At 62.7% G+C, this 24,123-nt stretch carries 32 protein-coding genes; 13 read left to right on the forward strand and 19 right to left on the reverse strand.

Translation table 11 applies throughout. From position 1 onward, the window contains the following. Positions 1 to 32 precede the first annotated feature (32 nt). Positions 33 to 572, forward strand: coding sequence for a DUF2058 domain-containing protein (locus tag ACWKV7_RS19270; protein WP_483859314.1), 540 nt, complete (start codon positions 33 to 35; stop codon positions 570 to 572). A 49-nt stretch (positions 573 to 621) separates the two neighbouring features. On the opposite strand, the gene ACWKV7_RS19275 is transcribed toward ACWKV7_RS19270, so the two are convergent. Genes ACWKV7_RS19275 through ACWKV7_RS19285 form a run of 3 tightly spaced genes read right to left on the reverse strand, consistent with a single transcriptional unit; the run spans position 622 to position 1,399 of the window. Then, positions 622 to 891 (reverse strand): Rho-binding antiterminator, encoded by a 270-nt coding sequence (locus ACWKV7_RS19275; protein WP_483859315.1) that lies wholly within the window; start codon positions 889 to 891, stop codon positions 622 to 624. A 9-nt stretch (positions 892 to 900) separates the two neighbouring features. Beyond that, positions 901 to 1,155, reverse strand: a complete 255-nt coding sequence (locus tag ACWKV7_RS19280) for a DUF2024 family protein (protein WP_483859316.1) — start codon at positions 1,153 to 1,155, stop codon at positions 901 to 903. A gap of 10 nt (positions 1,156 to 1,165) precedes the next feature. After that, positions 1,166 to 1,399, reverse strand: coding sequence for a glutaredoxin family protein (locus ACWKV7_RS19285; RefSeq protein WP_483859317.1), 234 nt, complete (start codon positions 1,397 to 1,399; stop codon positions 1,166 to 1,168). Between the two features lie 115 nt (positions 1,400 to 1,514). On the opposite strand from ACWKV7_RS19285, the gene ACWKV7_RS19290 reads away from it, so the two are divergent. Then, positions 1,515 to 2,075 carry a MarR family winged helix-turn-helix transcriptional regulator gene (locus tag ACWKV7_RS19290; protein WP_483859318.1) on the forward strand — a complete coding sequence of 187 codons (561 nt, stop codon included), beginning with the start codon at positions 1,515 to 1,517 and terminating at the stop codon, positions 2,073 to 2,075. A gap of 51 nt (positions 2,076 to 2,126) precedes the next feature. Here ACWKV7_RS19290 and ACWKV7_RS19295 read toward each other — a convergent pair whose 3' ends face one another. From ACWKV7_RS19295 to purM, 3 genes are read right to left on the reverse strand one after another with little or no spacing between them, the layout of a single operon-like run. Further along, positions 2,127 to 2,843, reverse strand: a complete 717-nt coding sequence (locus ACWKV7_RS19295; RefSeq protein WP_483859319.1) for a DUF3108 domain-containing protein — start codon at positions 2,841 to 2,843, stop codon at positions 2,127 to 2,129. An 8-nt stretch (positions 2,844 to 2,851) separates the two neighbouring features. Then, the gene (purN, locus tag ACWKV7_RS19300; RefSeq protein WP_483859320.1) at positions 2,852 to 3,499 is read right to left on the reverse strand and encodes a phosphoribosylglycinamide formyltransferase; all 648 of its coding nucleotides are present in this window, start codon (positions 3,497 to 3,499) and stop codon (positions 2,852 to 2,854) included. Continuing rightward, a complete protein-coding gene (gene purM / locus ACWKV7_RS19305; protein WP_483859321.1) occupies positions 3,499 to 4,557 on the reverse strand; it encodes a phosphoribosylformylglycinamidine cyclo-ligase in 1,059 nt (352 codons plus the stop codon). Before purM ends, purN begins: the two co-directional genes overlap by 1 nt. Before the next feature lie 207 nt (positions 4,558 to 4,764). Here purM and ACWKV7_RS19310 point away from each other — a divergent pair, with 207 nt between their 5' ends. Genes ACWKV7_RS19310 through hda form a run of 4 tightly spaced genes read left to right on the forward strand, consistent with a single transcriptional unit; the run spans position 4,765 to position 8,170 of the window. Continuing rightward, on the forward strand, positions 4,765 to 5,775 hold the full coding sequence (locus ACWKV7_RS19310) for a DUF2066 domain-containing protein (protein ID WP_483859322.1): 1,011 nt from the start codon (positions 4,765 to 4,767) through the stop codon (positions 5,773 to 5,775). 44 nt (positions 5,776 to 5,819) lie between these two features. Next, the gene (locus ACWKV7_RS19315) at positions 5,820 to 6,371 is read left to right on the forward strand and encodes a CDP-alcohol phosphatidyltransferase family protein (protein ID WP_483859323.1); all 552 of its coding nucleotides are present in this window, start codon (positions 5,820 to 5,822) and stop codon (positions 6,369 to 6,371) included. Positions 6,372 to 6,374: 3 nt separating this feature from the next. Next, complete coding sequence (locus ACWKV7_RS19320) at positions 6,375 to 7,469, forward strand: AI-2E family transporter (RefSeq protein ID WP_483859324.1); 1,095 nt, start codon at positions 6,375 to 6,377, stop codon at positions 7,467 to 7,469. Then, a complete protein-coding gene (hda, locus tag ACWKV7_RS19325) occupies positions 7,466 to 8,170 on the forward strand; it encodes a DnaA regulatory inactivator Hda (protein ID WP_483859325.1) in 705 nt (234 codons plus the stop codon). The genes ACWKV7_RS19320 and hda overlap by 4 nt, the downstream gene beginning before the upstream one ends. A 10-nt stretch (positions 8,171 to 8,180) precedes the next feature. On the opposite strand, the gene ACWKV7_RS19330 is transcribed toward hda, so the two are convergent. Genes ACWKV7_RS19330 through arsC form a run of 4 tightly spaced genes read right to left on the reverse strand, consistent with a single transcriptional unit; the run spans position 8,181 to position 10,237 of the window. Further along, the gene (locus ACWKV7_RS19330; protein ID WP_483859326.1) at positions 8,181 to 8,864 is read right to left on the reverse strand and encodes an alpha/beta fold hydrolase; all 684 of its coding nucleotides are present in this window, start codon (positions 8,862 to 8,864) and stop codon (positions 8,181 to 8,183) included. 14 nt (positions 8,865 to 8,878) lie between these two features. Continuing rightward, positions 8,879 to 9,289, reverse strand: coding sequence for a DUF2069 domain-containing protein (locus tag ACWKV7_RS19335; protein ID WP_483859327.1), 411 nt, complete (start codon positions 9,287 to 9,289; stop codon positions 8,879 to 8,881). Continuing rightward, positions 9,282 to 9,887: an NAD(P)H:quinone oxidoreductase gene (wrbA, locus tag ACWKV7_RS19340; protein WP_483859328.1), complete on the reverse strand. Its 606-nt coding sequence runs from the start codon at positions 9,885 to 9,887 to the stop codon at positions 9,282 to 9,284. The genes ACWKV7_RS19335 and wrbA overlap by 8 nt, the downstream gene beginning before the upstream one ends. Next, positions 9,884 to 10,237 (reverse strand): arsenate reductase (glutaredoxin), encoded by a 354-nt coding sequence (gene arsC, locus ACWKV7_RS19345; RefSeq protein ID WP_483859329.1) that lies wholly within the window; start codon positions 10,235 to 10,237, stop codon positions 9,884 to 9,886. The genes wrbA and arsC overlap by 4 nt, the downstream gene beginning before the upstream one ends. Before the next feature lie 101 nt (positions 10,238 to 10,338). On the opposite strand from arsC, the gene ACWKV7_RS19350 reads away from it, so the two are divergent. Together ACWKV7_RS19350 and ACWKV7_RS19355 are read left to right on the forward strand one after the other, a co-directional pair. Further along, on the forward strand, positions 10,339 to 11,559 hold the full coding sequence (locus ACWKV7_RS19350; protein WP_483859330.1) for a virulence factor BrkB family protein: 1,221 nt from the start codon (positions 10,339 to 10,341) through the stop codon (positions 11,557 to 11,559). A gap of 165 nt (positions 11,560 to 11,724) precedes the next feature. After that, entirely contained in the window at positions 11,725 to 11,916 is a 192-nt protein-coding gene (locus ACWKV7_RS19355) for a hypothetical protein (protein ID WP_483859331.1), read from the forward strand. A gap of 48 nt (positions 11,917 to 11,964) precedes the next feature. Here the strand turns inward: ACWKV7_RS19355 and ACWKV7_RS19360 are convergent, their stop codons facing one another. After that, complete coding sequence (locus ACWKV7_RS19360) at positions 11,965 to 12,357, reverse strand: hypothetical protein (protein ID WP_483859332.1); 393 nt, start codon at positions 12,355 to 12,357, stop codon at positions 11,965 to 11,967. A 113-nt stretch (positions 12,358 to 12,470) separates the two neighbouring features. Then, positions 12,471 to 13,883 (reverse strand): PilZ domain-containing protein, encoded by a 1,413-nt coding sequence (locus tag ACWKV7_RS19365; RefSeq protein ID WP_483859333.1) that lies wholly within the window; start codon positions 13,881 to 13,883, stop codon positions 12,471 to 12,473. Positions 13,884 to 13,913: 30 nt separating this feature from the next. Between ACWKV7_RS19365 and ACWKV7_RS19370 the strand changes: the two genes are divergently transcribed. Both ACWKV7_RS19370 and ACWKV7_RS19375 read left to right on the forward strand, forming a co-directional pair. After that, positions 13,914 to 14,381: a TlpA disulfide reductase family protein gene (locus ACWKV7_RS19370; protein WP_483859334.1), complete on the forward strand. Its 468-nt coding sequence runs from the start codon at positions 13,914 to 13,916 to the stop codon at positions 14,379 to 14,381. A gap of 4 nt (positions 14,382 to 14,385) precedes the next feature. Further along, complete coding sequence (locus ACWKV7_RS19375; protein WP_483859335.1) at positions 14,386 to 14,661, forward strand: acylphosphatase; 276 nt, start codon at positions 14,386 to 14,388, stop codon at positions 14,659 to 14,661. A 46-nt stretch (positions 14,662 to 14,707) separates the two neighbouring features. Here the strand turns inward: ACWKV7_RS19375 and ACWKV7_RS19380 are convergent, their stop codons facing one another. Together ACWKV7_RS19380 and ACWKV7_RS19385 are read right to left on the reverse strand one after the other, a co-directional pair. Then, positions 14,708 to 15,664, reverse strand: coding sequence for a hypothetical protein (locus ACWKV7_RS19380; protein WP_483859336.1), 957 nt, complete (start codon positions 15,662 to 15,664; stop codon positions 14,708 to 14,710). A gap of 14 nt (positions 15,665 to 15,678) precedes the next feature. Next, positions 15,679 to 17,394, reverse strand: a complete 1,716-nt coding sequence (locus ACWKV7_RS19385; RefSeq protein ID WP_483859337.1) for a proline--tRNA ligase — start codon at positions 17,392 to 17,394, stop codon at positions 15,679 to 15,681. A 113-nt stretch (positions 17,395 to 17,507) separates the two neighbouring features. On the opposite strand from ACWKV7_RS19385, the gene ACWKV7_RS19390 reads away from it, so the two are divergent. Next, the gene (locus ACWKV7_RS19390) at positions 17,508 to 17,915 is read left to right on the forward strand and encodes a PaaI family thioesterase (RefSeq protein ID WP_483859377.1); all 408 of its coding nucleotides are present in this window, start codon (positions 17,508 to 17,510) and stop codon (positions 17,913 to 17,915) included. A gap of 68 nt (positions 17,916 to 17,983) precedes the next feature. Here ACWKV7_RS19390 and ACWKV7_RS19395 read toward each other — a convergent pair whose 3' ends face one another. Beyond that, on the reverse strand, positions 17,984 to 19,276 hold the full coding sequence (locus ACWKV7_RS19395) for an OprD family porin (protein ID WP_483859338.1): 1,293 nt from the start codon (positions 19,274 to 19,276) through the stop codon (positions 17,984 to 17,986). A 755-nt stretch (positions 19,277 to 20,031) separates the two neighbouring features. On the opposite strand from ACWKV7_RS19395, the gene ACWKV7_RS19400 reads away from it, so the two are divergent. Next, positions 20,032 to 20,460 carry an HIT family protein gene (locus ACWKV7_RS19400; protein WP_483859339.1) on the forward strand — a complete coding sequence of 143 codons (429 nt, stop codon included), beginning with the start codon at positions 20,032 to 20,034 and terminating at the stop codon, positions 20,458 to 20,460. Further along, positions 20,457 to 20,666 (forward strand): SlyX family protein, encoded by a 210-nt coding sequence (locus ACWKV7_RS19405; RefSeq protein ID WP_483859340.1) that lies wholly within the window; start codon positions 20,457 to 20,459, stop codon positions 20,664 to 20,666. Before ACWKV7_RS19400 ends, ACWKV7_RS19405 begins: the two co-directional genes overlap by 4 nt. Positions 20,667 to 20,709: 43 nt before the next feature. Here ACWKV7_RS19405 and ACWKV7_RS19410 read toward each other — a convergent pair whose 3' ends face one another. The 4 genes from ACWKV7_RS19410 to ACWKV7_RS19425 all read right to left on the reverse strand — a co-directional run bounded on the left by ACWKV7_RS19410 (position 20,710) and on the right by ACWKV7_RS19425 (position 24,102). Further along, positions 20,710 to 21,315, reverse strand: a complete 606-nt coding sequence (locus tag ACWKV7_RS19410; protein ID WP_483859341.1) for a cold-shock protein — start codon at positions 21,313 to 21,315, stop codon at positions 20,710 to 20,712. Positions 21,316 to 21,509: 194 nt separating this feature from the next. Continuing rightward, positions 21,510 to 22,574 carry a GGDEF domain-containing protein gene (locus tag ACWKV7_RS19415; RefSeq protein WP_483859342.1) on the reverse strand — a complete coding sequence of 355 codons (1,065 nt, stop codon included), beginning with the start codon at positions 22,572 to 22,574 and terminating at the stop codon, positions 21,510 to 21,512. A gap of 108 nt (positions 22,575 to 22,682) precedes the next feature. Next, the gene (locus ACWKV7_RS19420) at positions 22,683 to 23,153 is read right to left on the reverse strand and encodes a Dps family protein (RefSeq protein ID WP_483859343.1); all 471 of its coding nucleotides are present in this window, start codon (positions 23,151 to 23,153) and stop codon (positions 22,683 to 22,685) included. Positions 23,154 to 23,268: 115 nt separating this feature from the next. Further along, a complete protein-coding gene (locus tag ACWKV7_RS19425; protein ID WP_483859344.1) occupies positions 23,269 to 24,102 on the reverse strand; it encodes an SDR family NAD(P)-dependent oxidoreductase in 834 nt (277 codons plus the stop codon). Positions 24,103 to 24,123 lie beyond the last annotated feature (21 nt).

The raw sequence follows: 24,123 nt of genomic DNA on the forward strand, positions 1-24,123 counted from the left end.
CCTTTAACCTCTTTTGAACACGTAGGACAGTTATGAGCCTTTCCCTCCGAGACCAGCTGCTCAAAGCCGGGCTGGTCAATGAAAAGCAGGCCAAGCAGGCTGGCAAGCAGAAGCAGAAGCAACAGCGCCTGGAAAAGAAGGGCCAGGTCGAGAAGGACGATTCGCAGCGCCAGGCCGCGCTCCAGGCCCAGGCCGAGAAGCTTGCCCGCGACCAGGAACTGAACCGCCAGCAACAGGAAAAGGCCGAGCAGAAGGCGCGCGCCGCCCAAATCAAGCAGCTCATCGAGCACAGCCGCCTGCCAAAGCTGACTACCGAGGACTACTACAACTTCGTCGACGAAAAGAAGGTCAAGCGCCTGTCGGTGAACAACCTCATGCGCGACAAGCTGAGCAGCGGCTCGCTGGCCATCGTTCGCCATGGCGGCGGCTACGAGGTGGTGCCGCGCGAAGCAGCGTTGCGTATCCAGGAGCGCGACCCGCGCCGCATCGTGCTGTTGAACACGCCGAAGGAAGCGCCGGATGCCGACGATCCCTACGCGGCCTATCAGGTGCCTGACGACCTGATGTGGTAGCCGTGTTGGCGTCTGAAAAAACAGCCGGGCATCGCCCGGCTTTTTTCTGTCAGCGCTCTTCGGCCAGTTCGATCCGCGCAAAGCACGCGCCGGCGGAGCAGGGCGTGATGGCTCGAAGCCGATCGAGGCGCAGCCTCAGGCGCTTGCCCTCGGTCTCGACGATAAGAAACTCCTCCTTGCTGGCATCGGTCTGGGTGTCCAGTGCGTCCGCCTCCAACGGCGCTGCATCATGCAGTTCGATCCAGAGCCGGTAGCGATGCAGGCAGGCGATCTCCAGATAGTCGTGCAGGTCGCAGGCCAGTGGCCGATAGTCGCTCATTTAGCCTCCTCAGCAACCCTCCAGCGGCAGAACGAAATGTCCCTGGCGGTGAATGGTCTCGATAACCGCTGGCGATGCGCTTTCGCGATGGCAAAAACGGCACTGGCTCTGTTCGATATCGATCTCTTCGATGCCGCGGTTCGCCAGCCACTGTCGAGCATAGCGCTCGGCCCGGTCGGCCGGGCCGGCTTGCACCAGCACATCGAAGTGCAGGTAACGGCCATCCCAGGTATGTACGTGGGTATCGAATACCTGCACTTCCATGGCTGCCTCCCTATTTCAACGCGCTGAGCGCAGCGCCGAAGTTCAGGTGCAGCACCTGGCCATCCACCAGCAGGGCGGGAACCGACTGCACGCCGGCGCGCTCGGCCTCGCCCAGCCGCTCCGGTTGCTGCCCCAGGTGAACGATTTCCACCTCGACCTTCTGTGCATCCAGCAGGGGCAGCAGGTTCTGCTCGGCGTCCAGACACACGGGGCAGCCGGCATGGTAGTAACGGGCATGGGTCATGATCTTCTCCTTGAATGAAATTAAGTATCGAATCGATACAATATCAAGGTAGTGCGGATCTCCGTTTTTTGTCAATATGGTTTTTATTCGATACTATCTTGGCGGAGGTAAATCCATGACCGCGACCGTTCTCTACGACTATCTGGAGCGCCTGACCAGCCTGATGCGGGTCTGGTCCCGCGAACATCCGCTGCTGGCCGACCTGCAGCCGATCCATGTCAGCGCCTTGCAGTACCTGGCCCAATGCAACCGCTACTCGAATACGCCGCTGGCGGTGACCGAGTACCTTGGACTGACCAAGGGCACGGTCTCGCAATCGCTCAAGGCGCTGGAGGCCAAGGGGCTGATCGACAAGCAACCTGATCCGCGGGACAAGCGCAGCGTGCACCTGCAGTTGACCCCGCAGGGGCAGGCGCTGGTGGATACCTTGATCCCGCCGCAGTTCATCCGCGAAGCGGTGGACGACATGGGAGAAGAGGCCCTGCACCTGGTGCGGCTGCTCGATCGGCTGTTGAGGGGTATCCAGCGCCGTCATGACCTGCCGGGCTTCGGTCTGTGCAGGCATTGCCGTTTTCATCGCCAGAGCGAGGACGGCTCGTTCTGTGGGCTGACGGAGGAGCCGCTGGAGCCCCGTGAGGCCGGATTGATCTGCCGCGAGCACCAGAGCGTCGCCTGAATCGCGGGCAAGAAAAAGCCGGGCAAGCCCGGCTTCGTGCGGTACTGTCGCTCAGTCTCGGCGACCTGAGACGGGTTTGCCGTCGACTTCGCCTTCCTCGAGCATGATCTGGTATTCCTTGCCGTCCTTTTCCACCTGATGCAGACGCACCAGCAGGTAGTCCCAGTCCTTGGCGAACCAGAGCACGGTCTTGCGGTTGCTCTGGCCCGGATCGCGCACGCGCTCGACCTTGAGTGCGTCGATCAGGCCGGCCTTGGTGCGCACCACTTCCTCGCCGAGCACGCGGAAGTCATAGGTGTCGATTTCGTCGCCGTCCACCACCTGGTAGCTCATGCTCTGCTTGCCGTCGGCAACGTCGCGCTGCAGTGCCAACTGGTAGGTCGACTTGTCTTGCAGGCCTCGGTTGAGCTGCAGGCGTACCGGTTCACCGCGATCGCTGCCGATCACTTGTTTTTCGGTCCAGTCGAAGTCGTACTCGACTTCCTTCGACTTGCCCAGGCCGCTGCGGTTGAGGCGGTAGGTCAGCGGCAGGTAGGCGTTGTTCTCGATGCGGAAGGTGCTTTCCTCGGTAAGGCTGGCGACCAGCATGGCGGCCTCGAAGCTCAGCTCCCAGCGGCCGTCTTCCTTGTGCTTGAGGCTCCGCTCGGCAGTGCCGCTCACCGGCAACTGCTTCCAGTCGGCGGTGTAGCTGGCGGAGAAGGGTTTCGGTTCGAAAGCCTGGACCGGTAGGGCCAGCAGGGCCAGGGCGAACAGCATGGCGCGGCGCATAAACTCTCCTAGGTTCGAATCAAATGGCCGGTGGCCGGCAACGGCTGGCCATCCAGCAAGGCTCCTTGCTCACCGAGGCGCAGGCGGCCCTCGGCGAACCAGCGCACGGCCAGCGGATAAATCCGGTGCTCCTGGGCGTGCACTCGCATGGCCAGGTTTTCCGGCGTGTCACCGGGCTGTACCTGGACGATTGCCTGCACCGCCAGCGGCCCGCCATCGAGTTCCTCGGTGACGAAATGCACGCTGCAGCCGTGTTCAAGATCGCCGGCTTCCAGTGCGCGCTGGTGGGTGTGCAGACCTTTGTACTTGGGCAGCAACGACGGGTGGATGTTCAGCAGGCGGCCCTGGTAGTGGCGTACGAAGGCCGGGGTGAGGATGCGCATGAAGCCGGCCAGCACCACCAACTGCGGATCGCATGCGTCGATCGCTTCCATTAGCGCCTGGTCGAACGACTCGCGGTCGCTGAAGGCCTTGTGATCGAGCACCAGGGTCGAAATGCCGGCGTTCTCGGCGCGGGTCAGGCCATAGGCATCGGCGCGGTTGGAGATCACCGCGCGGATGCGCAGAGGATTGTCCTCGGCCTGGCTGTCGATCAGGGCCTGCAGGTTACTGCCGGACCCCGAAATCAGCACGACCACATTGCAGGCGTCGGTCATCAATGGGTTTTCAGGTTGTTCAGCTGGACCTGGGTCGCGCCTTCGCCGGCCTGGGCGATATGGCCGATGACCCAGGGTTGTTCGCCGGAGGCGCGCAGGTTGGCCAGGGCGGACTCGACCTGGTCCTGGGCCACGCAGATAACCATACCGACGCCGCAGTTGAGTACGCGGTGCATCTCGTGCTCGTCGACGTTGCCCTTCTCCTGCAGCCAGTCGAATACTGCCGGCCGGGTCCAGCTGGCCACGTCGATCACGGCCTGGGCGCCTTCCGGCAGCACGCGCGGAATGTTGTCCAGCAGGCCGCCGCCGGTGATGTGGGCCATGGCCTTGACCGCGCCGGTGTCCTTGATCAGCTTCAGCAGCGGCTTGACGTAGATGCGCGTCGGCGCCATCAGCAGGTCAGCCAGGGGCTTGTCGTCGAGCTTCACGCTTTCGATATCGGCACCGGAGACTTCGATGATCTTGCGGATCAGCGAATAGCCGTTGGAGTGCGGACCGGAGGAGGGCAGGGCGATCAGGGCGTCGCCGTTAGCGACTTTCGAGCCGTCGATGATCTCGGCCTTTTCCACCACGCCGACACAGAAGCCGGCCAGGTCGTAGTCTTCGCCTTCGTACATGCCGGGCATTTCGGCGGTCTCGCCGCCGACCAGGGAGCAGCCAGCCAGTTCGCAGCCGGCGCCGATGCCGGTGACCACGGTGGCGGCCACGTCGACGTTGAGCTTGCCGGTGGCATAGTAGTCGAGGAAGAACAGCGGCTCGGCACCGCAGACCACCAGGTCGTTGACGCACATGGCGACCAGGTCCTGGCCGATGCTGTCATGCTTGTTCAGATTCAGCGCCAGGCGCAGCTTGGTGCCGACACCGTCGGTGCCGGACACCAGCACCGGCTGCTTGTAGCCGGCCGGGATTTCGCAGAGGGCGCCGAAGCCGCCCAGGCCGCCCATCACCTCAGGCCGCGCGGTGCGCTTGGCCACGCCCTTGATGCGTTCGACCAGGGCTTCGCCGGCGTCGATGTCGACACCGGCGTCCTTGTAGCTGAGGGAGGGTTGCTTGCTCATAATCCAGGCCTTTGAGGGGGAAGTCGGAGGTCGACCGGGGCGGCGCGCGCCGGTCGGCGAAGGCGCGCGATTTTATCAGGCTTGCCCGGCAGCGGCCACCAAGGCGCTATCGCGCCGGCGGGCACATCCTGCGGCCACGGTTGCCGGGTGACGGACGGCTGTTTAAGGTATACCCCTTTGCCGCTGCAAGTCTCCCGAGAACCCATCATGCCTCCCATTTCCCGTCTGCTGATCCTTTGCCTGTCGCTGCTTGCCCTGCCGGCTCTTGCCGAGCCGGTCAACGGGCTCTACCAAGTGCGCGAGGCGGTCGCCAACCAGACGCCGGAGGAGCGCGACCAGGCCTTGCAGCGGGCCTTGGATACCCTGGTGGTGCGGTTGACCGGCAGCAGCGCGGCGGCGCAGAACCCGACAGTGGCGGAATTGCGCCGCGATCCGCAGCAATTGATCAGCACGTACGGCTATGAGGGCAACGCCTTGGTGGTGGATTTCGATCCGTCTACCACCGACTACCGTCTGCGCGAGGCCGGGCTCTCGTTGTGGGGCGTCAATCGTCCGGCCCTGCTGGCGTGGTGGCTGAACGAAGGCAATGGCGGCAGCAATCTGGTGGGCGACGGCCAGGACAGCGCGGCGCCGCTGCGGCGCGCCGCTGAGCACCGGGGCCTGCCGCTGCGCCTGCCGCTGGCCGATCTGAACGAGCAGCTGGTCGGCACCGCCGGCAACCTCACCGCGGCCGAGCCGAACGAGCTGCGCGAGGCCTCCGCCCGCTATGCCGCCGATGCATTGCTCGCCGTATATGCCCGTCAGGAGGGCGATCAGTGGCGCGCGCAGTGGCGGCTCTGGCTGGGCGACAGCCGCGAGCAGGGCAGCGCCGAGGGCGTCGACCAGGCTACCGTTGCCGATGCCGTACTGCTGGCAGTGGCCGAGCGCCTGGCGCCACGCTTCGCCGTCGTCCCAAAGACCGCTTCCGACAGCCTCACCGTGCAGGTCGAGGGCGCCACGCTGACCCACTACGCCGAACTGGAGCGATTGCTGGAGCCGTTCGGCGCACGCTTGCAGCAGGTTGACGGTACCCGGCTGATCTATCGGGTCAAGGCCAGCGCTGAGCAACTGCGTGCCCAACTAGCGCTGGCGCGCTTGCAGGAAGTGCCGGCCGATGCCCCGGCGCCGGACGCCCCTCTGCAGCCGGCGCGCGAGTCGGTGCTGCGCTTCCGCTGGTAGACGGCGTAAACTGCGGGCTTGCCGAGGCCTCGACAAGGACTGCCATGCTGCGCCAACTGCCCAATCTGCTGACTGCCCTGCGTCTGGCGTTGACGGTGCCGATCGCCTTCCTGTTGATGGCCGAGCGCCACGGCCAGGCGTTGGTGCTGTTCGTTGTCGCCGGTGGTTCCGATGCGCTGGACGGCTTCCTCGCCCGTCGTTTCGGTTGGACCAGCCGACTCGGCTCCATTCTCGATCCGTTGGCCGACAAGCTGCTGCTGGTCTCCAGCTATGTCTGCCTGGCCGTTACCCAGGTGCTGCCCTGGTGGCTGACCGTCGCGGTGCTGCTGCGCGACCTGCTGATCGTCGCCGGGGCCAGTATGTACCGCCTGCTGCTCGGCCCGTTCGAGTTTCGTCCGAGCTGGCTGGGCAAGCTATCCACCCTGCTGCAGATGCTGCTGATCGTCGTCGTTCTGCTGCAGATGAGCGTGCTGCCGGCCTGGAGCAATGCGGTGCGGTTGCTGGTGTTCCTGGTGCTGGCGGCCACCGTGGTTAGCGGCCTGCAATATGTATGGGCCTGGGCCCGGAAATTCCATTCGGCACGTCTGCAAGGATAAGAAATGTCCGACTCCCATCGCTGGCTTTGGTTGGCCGGCCTGTTGTTCGCTGGCTGGCTGGTCTACCTGCTGACCCCGATCCTCTCGCCGTTCCTCATCGGGCTGTTGATCGCCTATCTGGGCGATCCGCTGGTGGATCGCCTGGAGGTGCGCCGGGTGCCGCGTATCTGGGGCGTGGTGCTGGTGTTCGGCGTGTTCACCCTGGCTTTCCTGATCGCCCTGCTGGTGTTGTTGCCGATGCTGGGCAAGCAATTGATGCGCCTGTACCAGCTTGTCCCGCAGCTGCTCGACTGGCTGCAGCACGGTGCCTTGCCCTGGCTGCAGGTCAAGCTCGGCCTGGCGGAGGGTTTCTGGCGCTTCGACCAGCTCAAGACGAGTCTTTCCGGGCAACTGGGCAAGACCGGCGATCTGCTTGGTCTCGTGGTTTCGCAGGCCACCGCCTCGGGCCTGGCATTGCTGGCCTGGCTGGGCAACCTGATGCTGATCCCGGTGGTCAGCTTCTACCTGCTGCGCGACTGGGACATCATCATGGCCAAGCTGCGCGGCTTGCTGCCGCGTCGCCGCGAGGGCGTAGTAGTGCGCCTGCTCGGCGAATGCCATGAGGTACTGGGCGCCTTCCTGCGCGGCCAGATGCTGGTGATGCTGGCGCTGGCGGTGATCTATTCGACAGGCCTGATGCTGGTCGGCGTGGAGCTGGGGCTGTTGATCGGCCTACTGGCCGGCGTCGCCAGCATCGTGCCCTACATGGGGTTCGTGGTCGGCATCGGCTCGGCTGTTGCGGCGGTGCTGTTCCAGTTCGGCGGCGAGGCGCTGTATCCGCTGATCGGCGTGGCGGTGGTATTCACCGTCGGGCAGTTGCTCGAGGGCATGCTGCTCACCCCCATGCTGGTGGGCGATCGCATCGGCCTGCATCCGGTGGCGGTGATTTTTGCGATCCTCGCGGGCGGCCAGCTGTTCGGCTTCACCGGCGTGCTGCTGGCGCTGCCGGTGGCCGCGGTAATCATGGTCCTGCTGCGCCACGTGCATGATTTGTATAAACTTTCCGAACTTTACGGAGAGTCTTCCGGCGGTTCCGAGGAGCCGCCCAGCCCGGCATGACACCTATCCAGCTCCCTCTCGGGGTGCGTCTACGCGACGACGCCACCTTCGCCAACTATTATCCCGGCGCCAATGCCGCGGCCCTCGGCTATGTCGAGCGTCTCTGCGAGGCCGATGCCGGCTGGACGGAGAGCCTGATCTACCTCTGGGGTGGCGAGGGGGTGGGGCGTAGCCATCTGTTGCAGGCCGCCTGCCTGCGCTTCGAGCAGCGCGGCGAGCCGGCGGTATACCTACCGCTGACCGAGGTGGTGGATTACGGTCCGGAGCTACTGGACAACCTGGAGCAGAGCGAACTGGTGTGCCTGGATGACCTGCAGGCGGTCGCCGGGCGCGCCGACTGGGAAGAAGCGCTGTTCCACCTGTTCAATCGCCTGCGCGATGCCGGTCGGCGCCTGCTGCTTGCCGCCGACGCTGCGCCGCGCGAACTGCAGATCCGGCTGCCGGATCTGCAATCGCGTCTGACCTTGTCGCTGGTCTTCCAGCTGCAATCGCTGTCTGACGAGGACAAGCTGCGTGCCCTGCAATTGCGTGCATCGCGTCGCGGCCTGCACCTCACCGACGAGGTCGGCCGATTCATTCTCACCCGCGGCAGTCGCAGCATGAGTGCGCTGTTCGAGTTGCTCGAGCGGTTGGACCAGGCTTCACTGCAGGCCCAGCGCAAGCTGACCATTCCCTTTCTCAAAGAAACCCTCGGCTGGTAGACGCCACTCGTTACCAGTTGGCGTCTTCTCCTGCCAGATGCGCCAGGAAGCCATCGATGGCGGTGGCGCAGGCCTTGGGCTGGGCCTGCAACAGAAAATGCGGGCCCTCGATACTCACCTGTCGCAGATTCGCGCAATGGAGTGCGAGGCTGGCGTGGGCATCGCGGCAGACCAGTCGGTCCCGGCCCGGCAGCAGCTGCAGAACGGGTAGCTTCAAGCGTTCCGTGGGCGGCTGCAGGGTGCGTAGCGTGTTCAAACGTTCGCGCAGTATCGCCTCCGGGATATCCCCGATTACCTTGGCCAGCAATTGCAGCGTGGCTTCCGGCGCCTCGTGCCCGAGGCAGAAGCTGCGCAGCAGCAAACGGTTGCGGAGCAGACGCCTCGGCACCCGGGGGGTGCCCAGCCAGCGCAGCAGATGGTTCGGGCAGCTCAAGAAGGATGCCGCGAAGATGACGCCCCGCAACCCTGCCGGGGCGTTCAAGGCGATCCGATGAGCCAGCGGCCCGGAGAAGGACTCGGCGAGCAGGACGAAAGGCCCGGTACTGGCGTCCAGGCGCTGCTGCACTGCGCTGGCAAGACTGGCGTAGTCCTGCGGGCCTATCGCCGGCAGGGCAACGGCCTGTGGCGGTTCACTGAGCCAGGGCCGCAGCGGCGCGAACAGTTCGCTGGTTCCGTCGAGCCCTGGCAGCAGCATCAGTCGCGGTGGTTTCAAGCCTCACCGGCGAGTTTGCGGTCGTACTGGAAACGCCAACGTGTATACAGCAGGGCGCTGCAGAACAGGCTGCAACTGAGCAGGGTGCTCAGCCAGCCATACCACTGGCGACTCGGGTCGGTGGCGGCAAGTACGCCCTGGATGAAGTAGATATTGACGATGAAGCACGCCCAGGCGTGGGTACGGGCGTGTCCGAGCAGCATGCCCGGCAGCAGCAATAGCAGGGGCAACAGCTGGATGCTCAGCACTACCCAGGGGCGCGCCCCATGCAGGTCGGCGAACGTCAGGTTCCACAGCACCACCAGGGCGGCCAGTGCAATAAAACTGAGCATGCTGAGACCGCGGCTGAGTGCCAGGCGCGGTTTCAGCCAGTCGAGGGAGGGTAACGGCTTCGGGGTTCTAGCCACGGGCATTCTCCAGTTGCAGCGCGGTCTGGGCCAGGCGCTGGCCGAGGGCGCGGCACAGGCTGGTTTCGTGCTCATCCAGCGGTCGCTTGCTATCGGCGCCGGCATGGTGGCTGGCTCCGTAGGGCGTGCCGCCGCCACGGGTTTCGATCAGTGCGCTCTCGCTGTAGGGCAGGCCGAGCAGCAGCATGCCGTGGTGCAGCAGCGGCAGCATCATCGACAGGAGCGTGGTCTCCTGGCCGCCGTGCAGACTGGAGGTGGACGTAAAGACGGCGGCGGGCTTGCCTACCAGCTGGCCGGTCAGCCAAAGGTTGCTGGTGCCATCGATGAAATATTTCAGCGGTGCCGCCATGTTGCCGAAGCGGGTGGGGCTGCCCAACGCGAGGCCTGCGCAATTCTTCAGGTCATCAAGGCTGGCGTAGGGTGCGCCTTCGGCAGGAATGCTCGGCGCAACCGCTTCGCATTCGGTGGAGACCGCCGGTACGGTGCGGATGCGGGCTTCCAGCCCCGTCAGCTCGATGCCGCGGGCGATCTGCCGGGCCATTTCGGCGGTGGCGCCGTGGCGGCTGTAGTAGAGCACCAGGATGTAGCGAGCGCTCATGGTAGTAACTCCAGGACTCGCTCGGGCGGCCGGCCGACCACGGCCCTGTCGCCGACGATCAGGATCGGCCGCTCGATGAGTTTGGGATGGGCGGCCATGGCCTCGATCAACTGCTCTTCTCCAAGGCTTGGATCGGCGAGGTTCAGCGTCTTGTAGTCGTCTTCGCCGGTGCGCAGCAACTGGCGCGCGTTCATGCCGAGCTTGGCGAGCAGAGCCCTGAGTTCGGCAGCAGTCGGCGGGGTCTCCAGGTAGCGGACCTGGCGTGGTTGCAGGCCGCGGGCTTCGAGCAGTTCCAGCGCGCCGCGGGATTTCGAGCAGCGCGGATTGTGATAGAGCGTCAATTCGGTCATTTGCGGGTCGCATCTTGCCTTGGGTGGTGGCTATTCTAACCCCCTCGGCACCTCCGCCTGAACCGTGCGGGCCTTCAGGGTGCGACAGCTAAGGAGACGGCATGCGCCTGGGTTTCAACGAAGTCATGGATTTCTGGCGTTTTCTGATCAAGCGCTTTCTCGCCGACCGCTGCATGCACAACGCCGCGGCCCTGACCTACACCACCCTGTTCGCGGTGGTGCCGATGATGACCGTGACCTTCGCCATGCTGTCCGCCATTCCTGCCTTCCAGGGCGTTGGCGAGGAAATCCAGAACTTCATCTTCAGCAACTTCGTTCCCTCCACCGGGGTGGCGGTGCAGGAATACCTGCTGTCCTTCACCAACCAGGCGCGGCAGCTGACGTGGATCGGCGTGGCGCTGCTGATGGTGACCGCGCTGATGATGTTGCTGACCATCGAAAAGTCCTTCAACACCATCTGGCGCGTGCGCCAGGCCCGCCGTGGCGTGTCCAGTTTCCTGCTCTACTGGGCGATCCTTAGCCTCGGGCCGCTGTTGCTCGGCGCGGGTTTTGCGATGAGCACCTATATCACCTCGTTGTCGCTGATTTCCGGCCCGGACGCGTTGGTGGGGGCAAAGGACCTGCTGGCGGTGATGCCGCTGGTGTTCAGCGTGGCGGCGTTCACCCTGCTGTACGTGGCTGTGCCCAATACTCGGGTACCGCTCAAGCATGCCCTGCTGGGTGGCCTGTTCACCGCATCGTTGTTCGAGGCGGCCAAGGCGCTGTTCGCGCTCTATGTGCGGCTGTTCCCCGGATACCAGTTGATCTATGGGGCCTTTGCCACGGTGCCGCTGTTCCTGCTGTGGATATACCTGTCCTGGATCATCGTGCTGTTGGGGGCGGAACTGGTCTGCAACCTTTCTTCGTCCCGGCAATGGCGCCGCTATCCAGTGCCACGGCTGTTGGTGCTCTTGGGCATCTTGCGGCTGTTCCATGAACGGCAATTGCGTGGCAAGTCGCTGCAGCACCGCGATGTACAGCGTGCCGGCTGGCCGCTCCCGGAAGACGAGTGGGACGAGCTGCTGGATTTTCTCCAGAGCGAGCGATTGGTTTGCCGAACCAATGGCGGCGCCTGGGTGCTCTGCCGGGACCTGTCCCACTACAGCCTGAACGAGTTGCTCGCCCGATGCCCTTGGGGGCTGCCTCAGGTCGCGCAGTTGCCCAGCCAGCTGGACCAGGTCTGGTATCCGGGGTTGCGCGAAAGCCTGGAGAAGCTGCAGCAGGAACAGGCGCGCTTGTTCGAAGGCAGCCTGGCCCAGTGGCTGCAGACGAAGGTGGAGTGACAAAAAAGGTCAGTTTCCGGCATGCAGCCGACCACCGTGGGTGCCGGGCATGGCTTGAAACAGGCAACCGTGCGTCATCCAAAGCTGGCACGGTTCTGGCAATCTCAGGAAGAGTTTGCTATCACTCTGCTACCAGGCAGGGATTGGCTAAGGAAGATCAGGAACATGAGCAGCGCGAAGCACAAGGTTATCCATCTGCATCAGCGGGACCCGCAGGAGGCGCTGGAGCGCCTTAACCGGGTCACTGGCCTGCGTTTCTCCCGCTGGCCGGAGTCCCTGGTGCCCTCCGTGCCGGCCGAAGAGCTGGATCAGTTGGCCAGCAACTGCTGTGCGCCGTCCAAACTCAACGCATCCTGAAAAAGAAAAACCCGCGGCAAGCGCGGGTTTTTCATGGAACGCAGGGCGTCAGGCGAGTGCTTGGCGACTGTCCGCCGTGGCGACCTCCACCGGCTGAACGAACAACTCCTCCACGACGATACCCGAGACCGGTACGGCCGAGCGCAAGCGCACCTGCACATCTTCGATCTTTTGCTTGGCCGGGAGGCGGGCGATGCCGGACAGCAGGATCTTGCTGTAGGAATTCACCTTGCCATGATCGACCATCACCTCGCGGCGGCTGTTGCCGTCGCGGTAGCTGACCAGCAGGGAGACCGGCAGGTTGGCCAGGCCCGGTACTTGCAGCCATGCAGCCACGTTGTACTCGGCCACTCGGCCTTCATAGGGGGTAACGATCAGGCGGGCGGCTTCGACGATGCGGGACGGCACCGGGCCGATCAGCTTGTCATTGGCTTGGGACATGGTCTGGCTTCCAGGCTGATAGCGAGCGTAAGTATGCAGGCCGAATTATAAGCAGGTGACTGCCGATGAAACTGTGCGCTTGGCCGACGTACGGCGTGACTCGTCTCGCAGTTTTATCCCAAGCGCAGCGGATGACGGGTAACCAAGGGGCTGTTCAGGTTGGCGGCCGGCAGAGGAACCATCACTTGGTTGTTCACGCTCGGCAATTGCAGCCAGAGGCTTTCCCCTTCGACGAACTGCCCCTGGGCGAGCCACAGGCCATGGTGCCAGCCCTGGCCGGGAGAGGGTGTGCTCTGCAGCACGCCAAGGTGAGTCTGGGCGTTAAGGGCGCGGCGCAACCACACCGGCCGAGCCAGGCCCTTGAGATAACGCAGGCCGAGATGCAGCCCTTCGCCGTTCTGATGGCGCCAGCGGATCAGGGCCAGCACCGGGGTGGGGCTATCGCTCAGCAGCAGTAGCAACTGGCCTACCGGCATCTGCCGCGCCTGGTCGATACCACACAGCAGGCGTGCACCGCCGGGACTCGAATCCAGCAATTGGGCGGGATTCCTGGCGGGATGTTGCTCCAGCAACTGCGCATGGATGTTTGCCAGTCCTGCGACCAATTCGCACTGGCCACCATGCCCGGTTCGGGCGTGTCGACGCTGCTGGCGGCCGATCCAATGCAGGCGGACCCGCTCCAGCAGGTTTCGCTCGGCAGCGCTTTGCAGGGGGGCTGGTTCCTGCAGGGCAACCAACAGCGCGCCCAGTTCGAAGCGGCGCAGATCGGCAGCCTGACTCACCGGAGGTTGATCGACGGCCAGGCAGGGCTGAGGCAGTCCGAGGTCGACGACCGGCATCTCGCTGTCTTCTTCTTCGTCCCAGGGCAGCAGGCGGGCCAGGCCGGCCAGGGGGGCGAGCGCATCGAACAGCAGCAGGCATTCGCCCTCGGCCAAGTGGAAAGGGTTGCTCAGCGCCATCAGCAGCATCTGTTGGTAAAGGCCACGCAGACTGTTGGCGGCTATCGGCTGGAAGGCCGCTGCCACTTGCTCGTCCAGGCACTGTTGCTGCTCGCCGAGCCTATAGAGCTGGTGGCTGTCGCTCCACACGCCGGCCGGCGCTTCGAGATAGAGCTGGTAGTGACGCAGCAGCGTTTGCGCGAGGAAGTGCTGGGCCATGTACAGGCACCAGGCCAGGTGCGGGGGCGACGGTTGATGACCCTGCGCGATCTGCAATAACAGGCGCTTGAAGCCTATGGCCAGTTCGCTGCACAAGCGCACGAACAGGGGCGGCGGTGCGGAGCCGCCATGTTGGTAACCCGCCGCGTAATGCCGGTACTCCTCGGCGAAGCTTTGCAGCGCACGTTGCCTTTCGAGTAAGGTCATGGCGCTGCGATTGAAGCGAAACAACAGCGCCAGCACCTGTTGCAGCGCATTGCCCCGGGGCAGCAGGCGGGCCTGGTCGAGCTGCTCGCGAAGCTCGCCCAGGGGGATGGCCGGCTCGTCCAGCAGTGCGGGTACTTCCAGTCGTATGGCCTCCAGTGTCATATCAACCCTGCGTGTACGAGGATCGAATGCATGGTAATGCGGCTCCAACTTGTCATGGCAATACTCGCCGGGCTATTGCTTGCCGGCTGTGGTGAGGGTCTGGGTGTCGATCAGCATGGACAAAAGGTAGCGGCTGAGGACTTGGAAGGCCAGTGGCTGGTTATCAATTACTGGGCCGAGTGGTGCGCACCTTGTCGCATCGAAGTGCCGGAGCTGAATGCCCTTGCCGAGCAGCTCGATGGCCAGGGGGGGCGGGTGCTTGGCGTGAACTTCGACGGACTGCAAGGCGAGGCGCTGACCGAGGCCAGCGATGCGCTGGGCATCGAATACCGCGTATTGGCGGCGGATCCGGCCACGCGCTTCCAACTGCCGCGCAGCGAAGTGCTGCCGGTAACCTACATCGTCGATGACCGGGGGCGCATGCGCGATCGTCTGCTCGGCGAACAGACGGCTGCAGGCGTCCTGCGGCGGCTCGGCGAACTACGGAAACAGGAGTGAACCAATGGCACGTATCTGTCTGCATGGAATAGTCAGCGGCCGAGTTCAAGGCGTGAGCTATCGCCAGGCTACGCAAGAGCAGGCCGAGCGCCTGGAACTCGATGGCTGGGTGCGCAACCTCGCCGATGGCAGCGTCGAGGTGCTGGTCGAAGGCGAGGAGGCGGGCGTGCGCGAACTGGCGGGATGGCTGGAACAGGGCCCGAGCAAGGCCAAGGTGATTGCGGTGACGCTGGAGGAGCAGCCCTTGCAGGGAATCGCTGGCTTCATCGTGCGTCGCTAGGGAAACCCAGCCCCCTTGGGCGGCAAAGGGGGCAGTGCCCAGGATGTCAGTCGCTGGCTCCGGGGTCTGCCACCAGGCGGCCGGCGTCTTTCATCAACGCCTTGAGAAACTCCTGCTGCAATTCCGGATCGTTGCGGGTCAGCTCGATCAGGCTCTGTTCCAGCTCGCTAGCCTCTTCTTCCAGGCCAAGGTCGGACAGGCGCTTGACGCGATGGACCCACTGCGACAGCTCGTCATCTTCCAGGTCGTCGTAGATCAGCCCATGGGCCTCCTGCAACTTTCCGCGCAGGCTGCGGCTGACCAACAGCGTCGCTTCGGTCCGCGTGCCGTCTTGAGGGTCTTCGACGCTCAGCAGCAGCTTGCCGACGGGCGTGATGTCCTGTTCGGCCAGCGAGCCGTCGAGAAGATTCAGCTGCAGGATGCCGGCGCGATTGGTCAGCAGTTCATGCTGCTGTTCTCCCGCCTGGACCTGAACGGGGCGCTCGGCCCAGGGCAGGCTGGAGTATTCGATGCGCTTGTCCTTCTGCTCCTCGACGAGTTCGGCCAGGTTCTGCTGCGAGCGGCCATTGGACTCGGCGTTCAGGAACGGATTGATGCCGGCGAAGCCGTAGCTGATCCAGTCTTTGGTGGCGCTGTCCGGCAGGTTGCCGAGCAGCGGCACGTTCAGCACGTTGGCACCGACCCCGGCAACGATCGCCAGCGCGCCGAGCGGGATCTCGTAGAGTTCGCGCCATGGCTGGTAGGGGGTGTAGCGATCATAGCGGCGGGTGACTTCGAACTCGGTGACCTCGAATGTTTTCTGCTCGTTGATGCGTACCCGCCGCTGCGGCAACTCCAGCACGCGCGGCTCACCGACGTCGATTTGCAGGCTGTGGTCGAGCAGCTTGCGCTCGATGCGCTCCTCATGCTCGCTGCGTTGCGGCAGATGGTTGGCGCAACCGCTGAGGAAGAGAGCGCCGCAGAGTGCGGCGGCGCCGATGCGTAGAGGGTATCGCATGAACATGTCGGCTCTCGGGATCAGCGCGGGATACGGGCCTGGATGAAGGACAGTATGTCGCCGGCCGCTACGGCCTGGGGCTCTGCGTCACGGCGATTCTTGTATTCCAGCTGACCGTCGGCCAGGCCGCGCTCGCTGACTACGATGCGATGCGGAATACCGATCAGCTCCATGTCGGCGAACTTGATGCCTGGGCTGGTCTTCTTGTCCCGATCATCCAGCAACACCTCGAAGCCGGCGCCGGTCAGTTCGGCATAGAGCTTGTCGGTGGCCTCGCGCACGGCCTCGTTTTCATAGCGCAGCGGGACCAAGGCTATCTGGAACGGAGCGAGGGCGTCCGGCCAGAGAATGCCGCGCTCGTCGTGGTTCTGTTCGATGGCGGCGGCTACAACCCGGGAAACGCCGATGCCATAGCAACCCATGGTCAGGGTCACCGGCTTGCCGTTCTCGCCAAGCACTTGGCAATTCATCGCCTGGCTGTACTTGGTGCCGAGCTGGAAAATATGCCCGACCTCGATGCCCCGTTTGATCACCAGGGTGCCCTTGCCATCGGGGCTGGGGTCGCCAGCGACCACGTTGCGCAGGTCGGCGACCGTCGGCAGCGGCAGGTCACGCTCCCAATTCACGCCGAAATAGTGCTTGTCATCGATATTGGCGCCGATGGCGAAGTCGCTCATCAGGGCCACCGAGCGATCGACGATGCAGGGCAGCGGCAGGTTCAGCGGGCCGAGGGAGCCGGCGCCGGCGCCGATGGCTGCTCGCAGTTCGGCTTCCGAAGCGAATACCAGGGGGCTGGCAACTTGCTCCAGATTGGCAGCCTTGATTTCGTTCAGTTCATGATCGCCGCGAATGATCAGGGCGACGAGGGTGCCTTCTTCAGCGCCGTGTACCACCAGCGTCTTGATGGTTTTCTCGATGGGCAGATCGAAGCCTGCCACCAGCTCGGCGATGGTCTTGGCATTTGGCGTATCGACCAGTCGCAGTTGCTCGGTAGGGGCGGGGCGCTGTGTTTCCCTCGGAATCGCCTCGGCCTTCTCGATATTGGCGGCGTAGTCCGACGTATCGCTGAAGGCGATGTCGTCTTCGCCGGATTCGGCCAATACGTGGAACTCATGGGAGCCGGTCCCGCCGATCGAGCCGGTATCGGCCTGCACGGGGCGGAAATTCAGCCCTAGGCGAGTGAACACATTGCAATACGCCTGGTGCATGCGGTCGTAGGTTTCCTGCAGGGAAGCCTGGTCCAGGTGGAAGGAGTAGGCATCCTTCATGATGAATTCACGACCGCGCATCAGGCCGAAGCGCGGGCGGATCTCGTCGCGGAACTTGGTCTGGATCTGGTAGAGGTTGATCGGCAACTGCTTGTAGCTGTTCAGCTCGTTGCGGGCCAGGTCGGTGATCACTTCCTCGTGGGTCGGGCCGGCGCAAAAATCGCGGCCGTGGCGGTCCTTCAGGCGTAACAGCTCGGGCCCATATTGTTCCCAGCGGCCGGATTCCTGCCAGAGCTCGCCGGGCTGAATGCCCGGCATGAGGACTTCGAGGGCGCCGGCGGCATTCATTTCCTCGCGAACGATGGCTTCCACCTTGCGCAGCGCGCGAAGACCCAGCGGCAGCCAGGTGTAGAGGCCGGATGCGAGCTTGCGGATCATGCCGGCGCGCAGCATCAGTTGATGGCTGATCACCACGGCGTCCGAGGGGGTTTCTTTCAGGGTGGATAGCAGGTACTGACTGGTACGCATGATTGGCCGTTATGTCGGTTGCGAGGGCAAGTAATGGCTGGGCATTGTACAGGATCAGTGCAGGAGGCGGCAGGCATCAGGCCGCCCTAACCGGAGGAAACGAGATGACGGCATTGACCGCCGAGCAGGTACAGGCGTTGATCCGCCAGGGGGTTCCCATGGCTGAGGATATCGATTTGCGAATCGATCGGCTCGAGGGGGAGGGAGCCCTGGTGCGGGTTCCGTTTCAGCCAAAGCTGGTGCGCCCTGGCGGCACATTTTCCGGTCCGGTGATCATGGCCTTGGCTGATGCCGCCATGTACGCCGTCGTGCTGGGGCGGTTGGGGCGGGTAGAAATGGCGGTGACCGCCAATCTGAACATCAACTTCCTGGCCCGGCCCGGGCCGGTGGATCTAATGGCCCATGCTTCCATCCTGCGCCTCAGCCGCCGACAAGCGGTTTGCGAGGTTTCGCTCTACTCGCTGGGCGGCGAGGAAGAACTCGTGGCGCATGTGACGGGAAGCTATGCATTGCCGCTTTGAACTGCCGAGACAAGAAAAAGCCCGGCGGAGCCGGGCTTTTTCATTTTCTGCTGGGGGCAGCCTGATTATTACAGGATGCTCAGCGGGTACTCGACGATGAAGCGGAAATCGTTCACGTCGGTGCCGACTGCGCTATCGGCGCGGTAGACGGCATTGCGAACGCGGAACGAAAGATCCTTCGCGGCACCTTCCTGAATTACGTACTTGGCTTCCATGTCCCATTCATGACGATTGTTGTCATTGGTTTCGCCAGTGCGAATGTTGGAGCCTTTGACGTAGCGGGTCATAAAGGTCAGGCCGGGAACGCCGAACTCTGTCATATTGAGATCGTAGCGAGCCTGCCAGGAACGCTCATCTTCCTTCTCGTAATCACCGATCTGTACCGAGTTGGCCAGATAAATGGTGCCGCCGCCATCTACACCGTAAGCGTAACCCGAGCTGCCCGAAGAGCGCTGGTGGGCCACGGTGAACTTGTGAGCGCCCATGGTATAGGCTGCTGCAAGGCTCCAGATCTTGTTATCAACTTCGCCGGCCAGTTTCTGGCCATCATCGGTGCTTCTATAGAAGTTGAAGTCGAAGTTCAGAGCTTGAGACTCTGCCAGCGGCAGGTTGTAATTCAGGTTCAGGTAGCGCTTCTTGAAATAATCTTCAATGTCGGATGCGTAGATCGCACCGCTGAAGTCATCTGTGAAGCTGTAGTTAGCGCCGATGATGTTGGCGGACTTCAAGCCCGGCTCGCCTTTACCGTTGATGTCATCACGGCTGGAGCCAGTCTGGCTGCTCAGTGCGGTGAAGCGACCTGCGGTCAGGGTCAGGTTTTCGATTTCGTTGCTGGTCAGCAATGTGCCAGTGGCAACTTCCGGCAGGATGCGGCTGTCGTCAGTGGAGAACACCGGAGTGTCGACCATCTGATTGCCATATTTCAGAACGCTGTCGGAAATACGGAACTTGATAGCGCCACCAACTTCGGACTGGGTATCGTCAGCGCTGCCGTCGTCAGTCTGTGCAAACAAACCATTACCGTAACGGCCTTTGCCGCTGTCGAGTTTGATGCTGCTCAGAGAGTGTGCGTCTACACCTACGCCGACAGTGCCTTGAGTGAAGCCGGACTCGAACAACAGGCGAATGCCAACGCCTGTCTCTTCACGGTATCCATTGCGCTCGCCGGTCGGCTTAGTAGCATGAGATCCGTTTTCTGCACCATTGCGGAAATCACGGTTCATATACAGAGCGCGGGTGAAAACATTGAAGCTGCTGTCTTCAACGAAGCCCTTGGATTCGGACTGGCTGGAGGCTACTGCCATTTGAGTGGTACCCGCGGCTACTGCCAGGGCGATTACGCTCCACTTCATCACTTGCATCGTGATTGCTCCTTTGGTTTAGAAGATTCGCACTGTTCATTGTTTGTTTTTTGAACAGTTCTTTCTTTTTTGTGTCGGCGCTAACTTATAGCACGCGCTCCCCGTTGGCGATAGTTGTCACCTATTCCCAACGTGCTCTTCACAAATCGTGTCGCAAATCTGAACATCAAATGTCGCAAAATGGTAGGTTTCACTTGCATCCCCGTGATTCTACCGGCCGCGCCCATGGCTTCAAGGGTTTCGCTGCCCCTCTTTACGGCTGAGTGACGCTCCTTTTGATTCAGGTCACTTAATGGTCGCGAACGAAAGGCGCGTATGCGGCGTTCGTTCAAGCCGTGCCCGGTCTTCGGGCTGGTAAGGCAATATCCATGCCTAAGGCTTGGTCTGTGTTCGGCTGCTTTCGCTGAACGCTTTTTTGGGGCAGTGGCGATTGCGTAGTAGAGACATGGCATTGGCTTATCCGGGGTCTAGCGTAGAGCCAGTGGGGCGATGAGTGGCCTGTTTGACTGCAAGGTCTCGTCCCGGTTCCAGCGTCCCTTGGCGTTACCTCGATGTCTGTGAGCGGGAAAGGATTACGACCGGTAACGTTTCTTGGCTGGAGCGCCCCAGGTTGGTGCGCGTAAGCCGAACGGATCCGGCAGGGCTTTCGCTCGTATGTCGTCTTGGGTAGGCTGCGCCGCCTTGGGCTCCTGTGCCGCTTGCAGGGGTCTGCCAGGAATCTAAGCTCAATAACTGAACTTTACGGGAGGGGCGGTATGTTTGCCTTGGATCCGCGCTTGCAGCAGGACTGTCTTGTAATCGGAGATTTCCCGCTGTGCCGGTTGTTGCTGATGAATGACGCTCAGTATCCCTGGTTCATCCTGGTGCCGCGTCGGGAGGAGGTCAGCGAACTGTTCCAGCTCGATGCCGCTGATCAGATGGCGCTATGGCGGGAAACTACCGCGTTGGCTGAAACGCTCAAGGACACCTTTCGTGCCGACAAGATGAACGTTGCTACGCTTGGCAATGTCGTGGGGCAGTTGCATATGCATGTCATCGTGCGGCGCCGGGATGACGTAGCCTGGCCTGCACCGATATGGGGCAAATTTCCCCCAAGCCCTTATAGCGCTGAGCAGGTCGCGGCGATTCGTAGCAAGCTGCGGCTGGTCCTGACCGAGGATTTTCGTTTCGAGGTCGAATCATGAGTTTGGAAATGCGTATCACTGAGCTGGAGACCCGTCTGGCTTTCCAGGATGACACCATTCAAGCGCTCAACGAGGTGCTGGTGGTCCAGCAAGGCGTTATCGATCGCTTGCGGTTGCAGGTGGAGGCATTGGCGCGGCGCCAGGAAGAGCTGCTGGGGCAGTTGGGTTCCATCGAAGAGGATGAGGCGCCGCCGCCTCATTATTGATAACAGAAAAAGCCCGCCGATTGGCGGGCTTGTCGTTTCGAGGTTAGCGCCGGCTGGGCAGGGCGGCGACGACATCCTCGGCCTGCAGGCCCTTGTCGCGCTGCATGACGGAGAATTCCACGCGCTGTCCTTCTACCAATACCCGGTGCCCTTCGCCGCGAATGGCTCGGAAGTGCACGAAGATGTCATCGCCTGAATCGCGGGAGATGAAGCCAAAGCCCTTGGAGGTGTTGAACCACTTGACCGTGCCGGTTTCGCGGTTGTCCATGTTCTGTGCCTGGCTCGGCTGCAGTTGCGTGTCCTGCCGGAGGTTGGCTGCCAGATGCAACAGGATGGCGGCGACCAGGGTGAGCAGGCTGATCAGGACGGCCGGTTGTCCGCCGATCATCGGCAGCGGGGCGAGTAGAACCAGTGTCTGCAAGACCACCACCAGAACGAGCAAGGCTGAAACCAGGTTCTGCAGTTGGTGGCGAGTGCCATGGGTCCAGATCGGCAGTAGTGGGGCGATGAAGAGATTGAACAAGCCGAACAGGGCCAGGTAGACGGCGTCCGGTTGTTGCAGGTAGGGCAGGGCATCGTTCCGCAGGCTGGGAACGAAGGAAAGTAGCAGGGCTGCTGCACCGGTCAAAAGATGAACGATTTTCAACATGTTCGATGAACTCACTTGGATAAGAAGAAGGGTCGCGGGGGAAGAGCCGGCGTAGCGTAAGCGTCAGGCGTTAGAGCCTTTGGCGCCGGCCTATGCTCCGGCGGAGCCGAAACACGGGCGTATTTAACCGCAAAGAGGTTGGCTTCTCAAATTGGGCGCGGGCAATAGGCCGGTAGTGGTGTGTGCCGGATGGTTCAGGCGCTGAGCGCTGGTTCCGGGGTGGGGGGGTGAACCCGGTTGCGGCCATTGTGCTTGGCCTGGTAGAGCGCGTCGTCGGCGCGGGTGATCAGGCTTTCCAGGTTGTCGCCCGCTTCGGCCATGGCAACGCCGAAAGAGGCTGTAATGCTGTCGAGCACCTTGTCCGTGCGCCTTACCTTGACCCTCAGGGCCTGGATCTTCAATCGCAACTGCTCGGCGAAGGCATGGGCGCTTACCGGGTCGCTGTTGCGCAGGATCACGCAGAATTCCTCGCCGCCATAGCGGGCGGCCATGCCCTGCGCTGGAAGCAGGTCGCGCATCAGCTGGCCGACATGTTGAAGTACGCGGTCGCCCAGTGGGTGTCCGTAGTGGTCGTTGAATTGCTTGAAGTGGTCGATATCCAGCATGACCAGGGCCAGGCCGCGATATTCGCTGGTCAGCGCCTGCCCCAGTAGGCGAGTGAAGGCGCTACGGTTGAAGACGTGGGTCAGGCTGTCCAGGGTGGCGGCGATCTGGGCGCGTTCCAGTTGGCCTCGCAGCTGCTGGATTTCCTCCTGGGCTGAGCGCAGGCGGGTGAGAAAATGTTCCTGCTGGCTCTGCATTTGCTGCGTGCTCTGTTGCAGTTCGTGCAGCACGTTTGGCAGGTCGTCGACGATGGGCTCGTGCAGTGCCGCAAGGCCCTGGCTCAGGCTGTTCTGGTAGGCCTGGCTACCTTGCACGCTCCTGGATACATCGACCTCGATGTCGTCCACCAGGGCGATCACCTCCTGTTGGCCGATGCGTGCTTCGTCCAGTTCACCGCGAATGACGTAGTCGCGGAACAGCTTGGCCGCCGTTTCCGGCGGGAAGCAGGTGAAGTCCTGGATGATCTTGTCGAGGCGGCGGTTCAGCTCGGGCTCGGTGCCTTTGCAGTAGGTGTACCAGAGGGCGTAGTGGATCGGGTTCGGCGGAATGTCGTGACGCACCATGTGCGGTATCGCCTGCTTGAGGAGATCGGCAGCCGCGCGGGTCTCTTCAGGATACAGCTCGAGGATCGAGGGGGCTTTGGGCGGCTGGCTCATGCAGGTCACTGCGGTAGGTCCGGTTATTGCCAGAGCATAGAACAGCCGGTGACCGTCGCCTAGTAAAAGGCCCGATCAAATCGGGCCCATTGGTCAATGCGGGAATGCTCAGGAATCGAGCAGGCTGCGCAGCATCCAGGCGGTTTTTTCATGCACTTGCATACGCTGGGTGAGCAGGTCAGCGGTGGGTTCGTCGCTGACTTTGTCGAGCAGCGGGAAAATGCCCCGCGCGGTGCGAATCACGGCCTCCTGGCCTTGTACCAATTGCCGGATCATATCCTGGGCGCTGGGTACGCCTTCCTCTTCCTTTATAGAGGAGAGGCGAGCGTAGGCGGCGTAGGTGCCGGGCGCGGGAAAGCCAAGGGCGCGGATGCGTTCGGCGATTAGGTCGACGGCGAGTGCAAGTTCGGTGTACTGCCCCTCGAACATCAGGTGCAGGGTATTGAACATCGGTCCGGTGACGTTCCAGTGAAAGTTGTGAGTCTTCAGGTACAGGGTGTAGGTGTCCGCCAATAGCCGGGATAGGCCTTCGGCGATGGCGGCGCGGTCCTGCTCGGCGATACCAATATTGATTTCCATGGGTTTCTCCTTGCGAATGACTGATAACGGCTGCCGGGGCTGCGAGGGAACGAGCCTAGCACAGGGATTCCGCCGACAAGTGCCGCTGCGTATCAATGGAGACGATAGTCGTACCCTATTGGTTCCGTTCGCTGACTCTGTCCAGCAGTTTCGCCAACAGCCAGGTATAGGCGCTGGGCATCAGGCGCTGGGCGTAGTCGAGTAGGTGCGCATCCTGGCCGATGAGAATGCGCGGCCGCTTCTTGCGAATCCCCGAAATGATGACTTCAGCGGCTCTTTGCGGGTCGGTGCGGGCCAGCTTGTCGAAGCGTGCCCGATAGCGCTCCACATCCTGAAGCCCATCGGGGGCTTGGTAGAAGCGCGAGGTGCGGGCGATGTTGGTCCTGATCCCGCCGGGGTGAACGCAACTGACGGCTACGCCGCTGTCGGCGAGTTCCTGACGCAGCGCTTCGGTGAATCCGCGTATCGCGAACTTGCTGGCGTTGTAGGCGCCCTGGGTGGGTACGCCGACCATGCCGAAGATGCTAGAGACATTGACGATGTGCCCGCGATTATTCTTCAGCAGATGAGGCAGAAATGCCTTGGTGCCGTGCACGACGCCCCAGAAGTTGATGTTCATCAGCCACTCGAAGTCGATGTAGGTGAGTTCGGCGATGGTCTGCGACACCGAGACACCGGCGTTGTTGATAATGAGCTGCGCGTCGCCATGCTCGCGCAAGACGTCATCGGCGAAGGCGTAGACGGCGCTGCGCTCGGCAACGTCCAGTACATGACAGGAGACTTCCGTCCCCCTCTGGCGCAACACCTCGGCGATGCTGGCGAGGCTGCCTGCGTCGATGTCGGCCAGGGCCAGGCGGCAGCCGTGCGCGGCCAGTTGTTCGGCCAGCGCACGGCCGATGCCGGAGCCGGCACCGGTGATGACGGCTACCTGGTTGTCGAAAGCTTGCATGGCTGCTCCTTGTCGATCGGT

The sequence above is a fragment of the Zestomonas ipomoeae genome, from assembly GCF_057128665.1.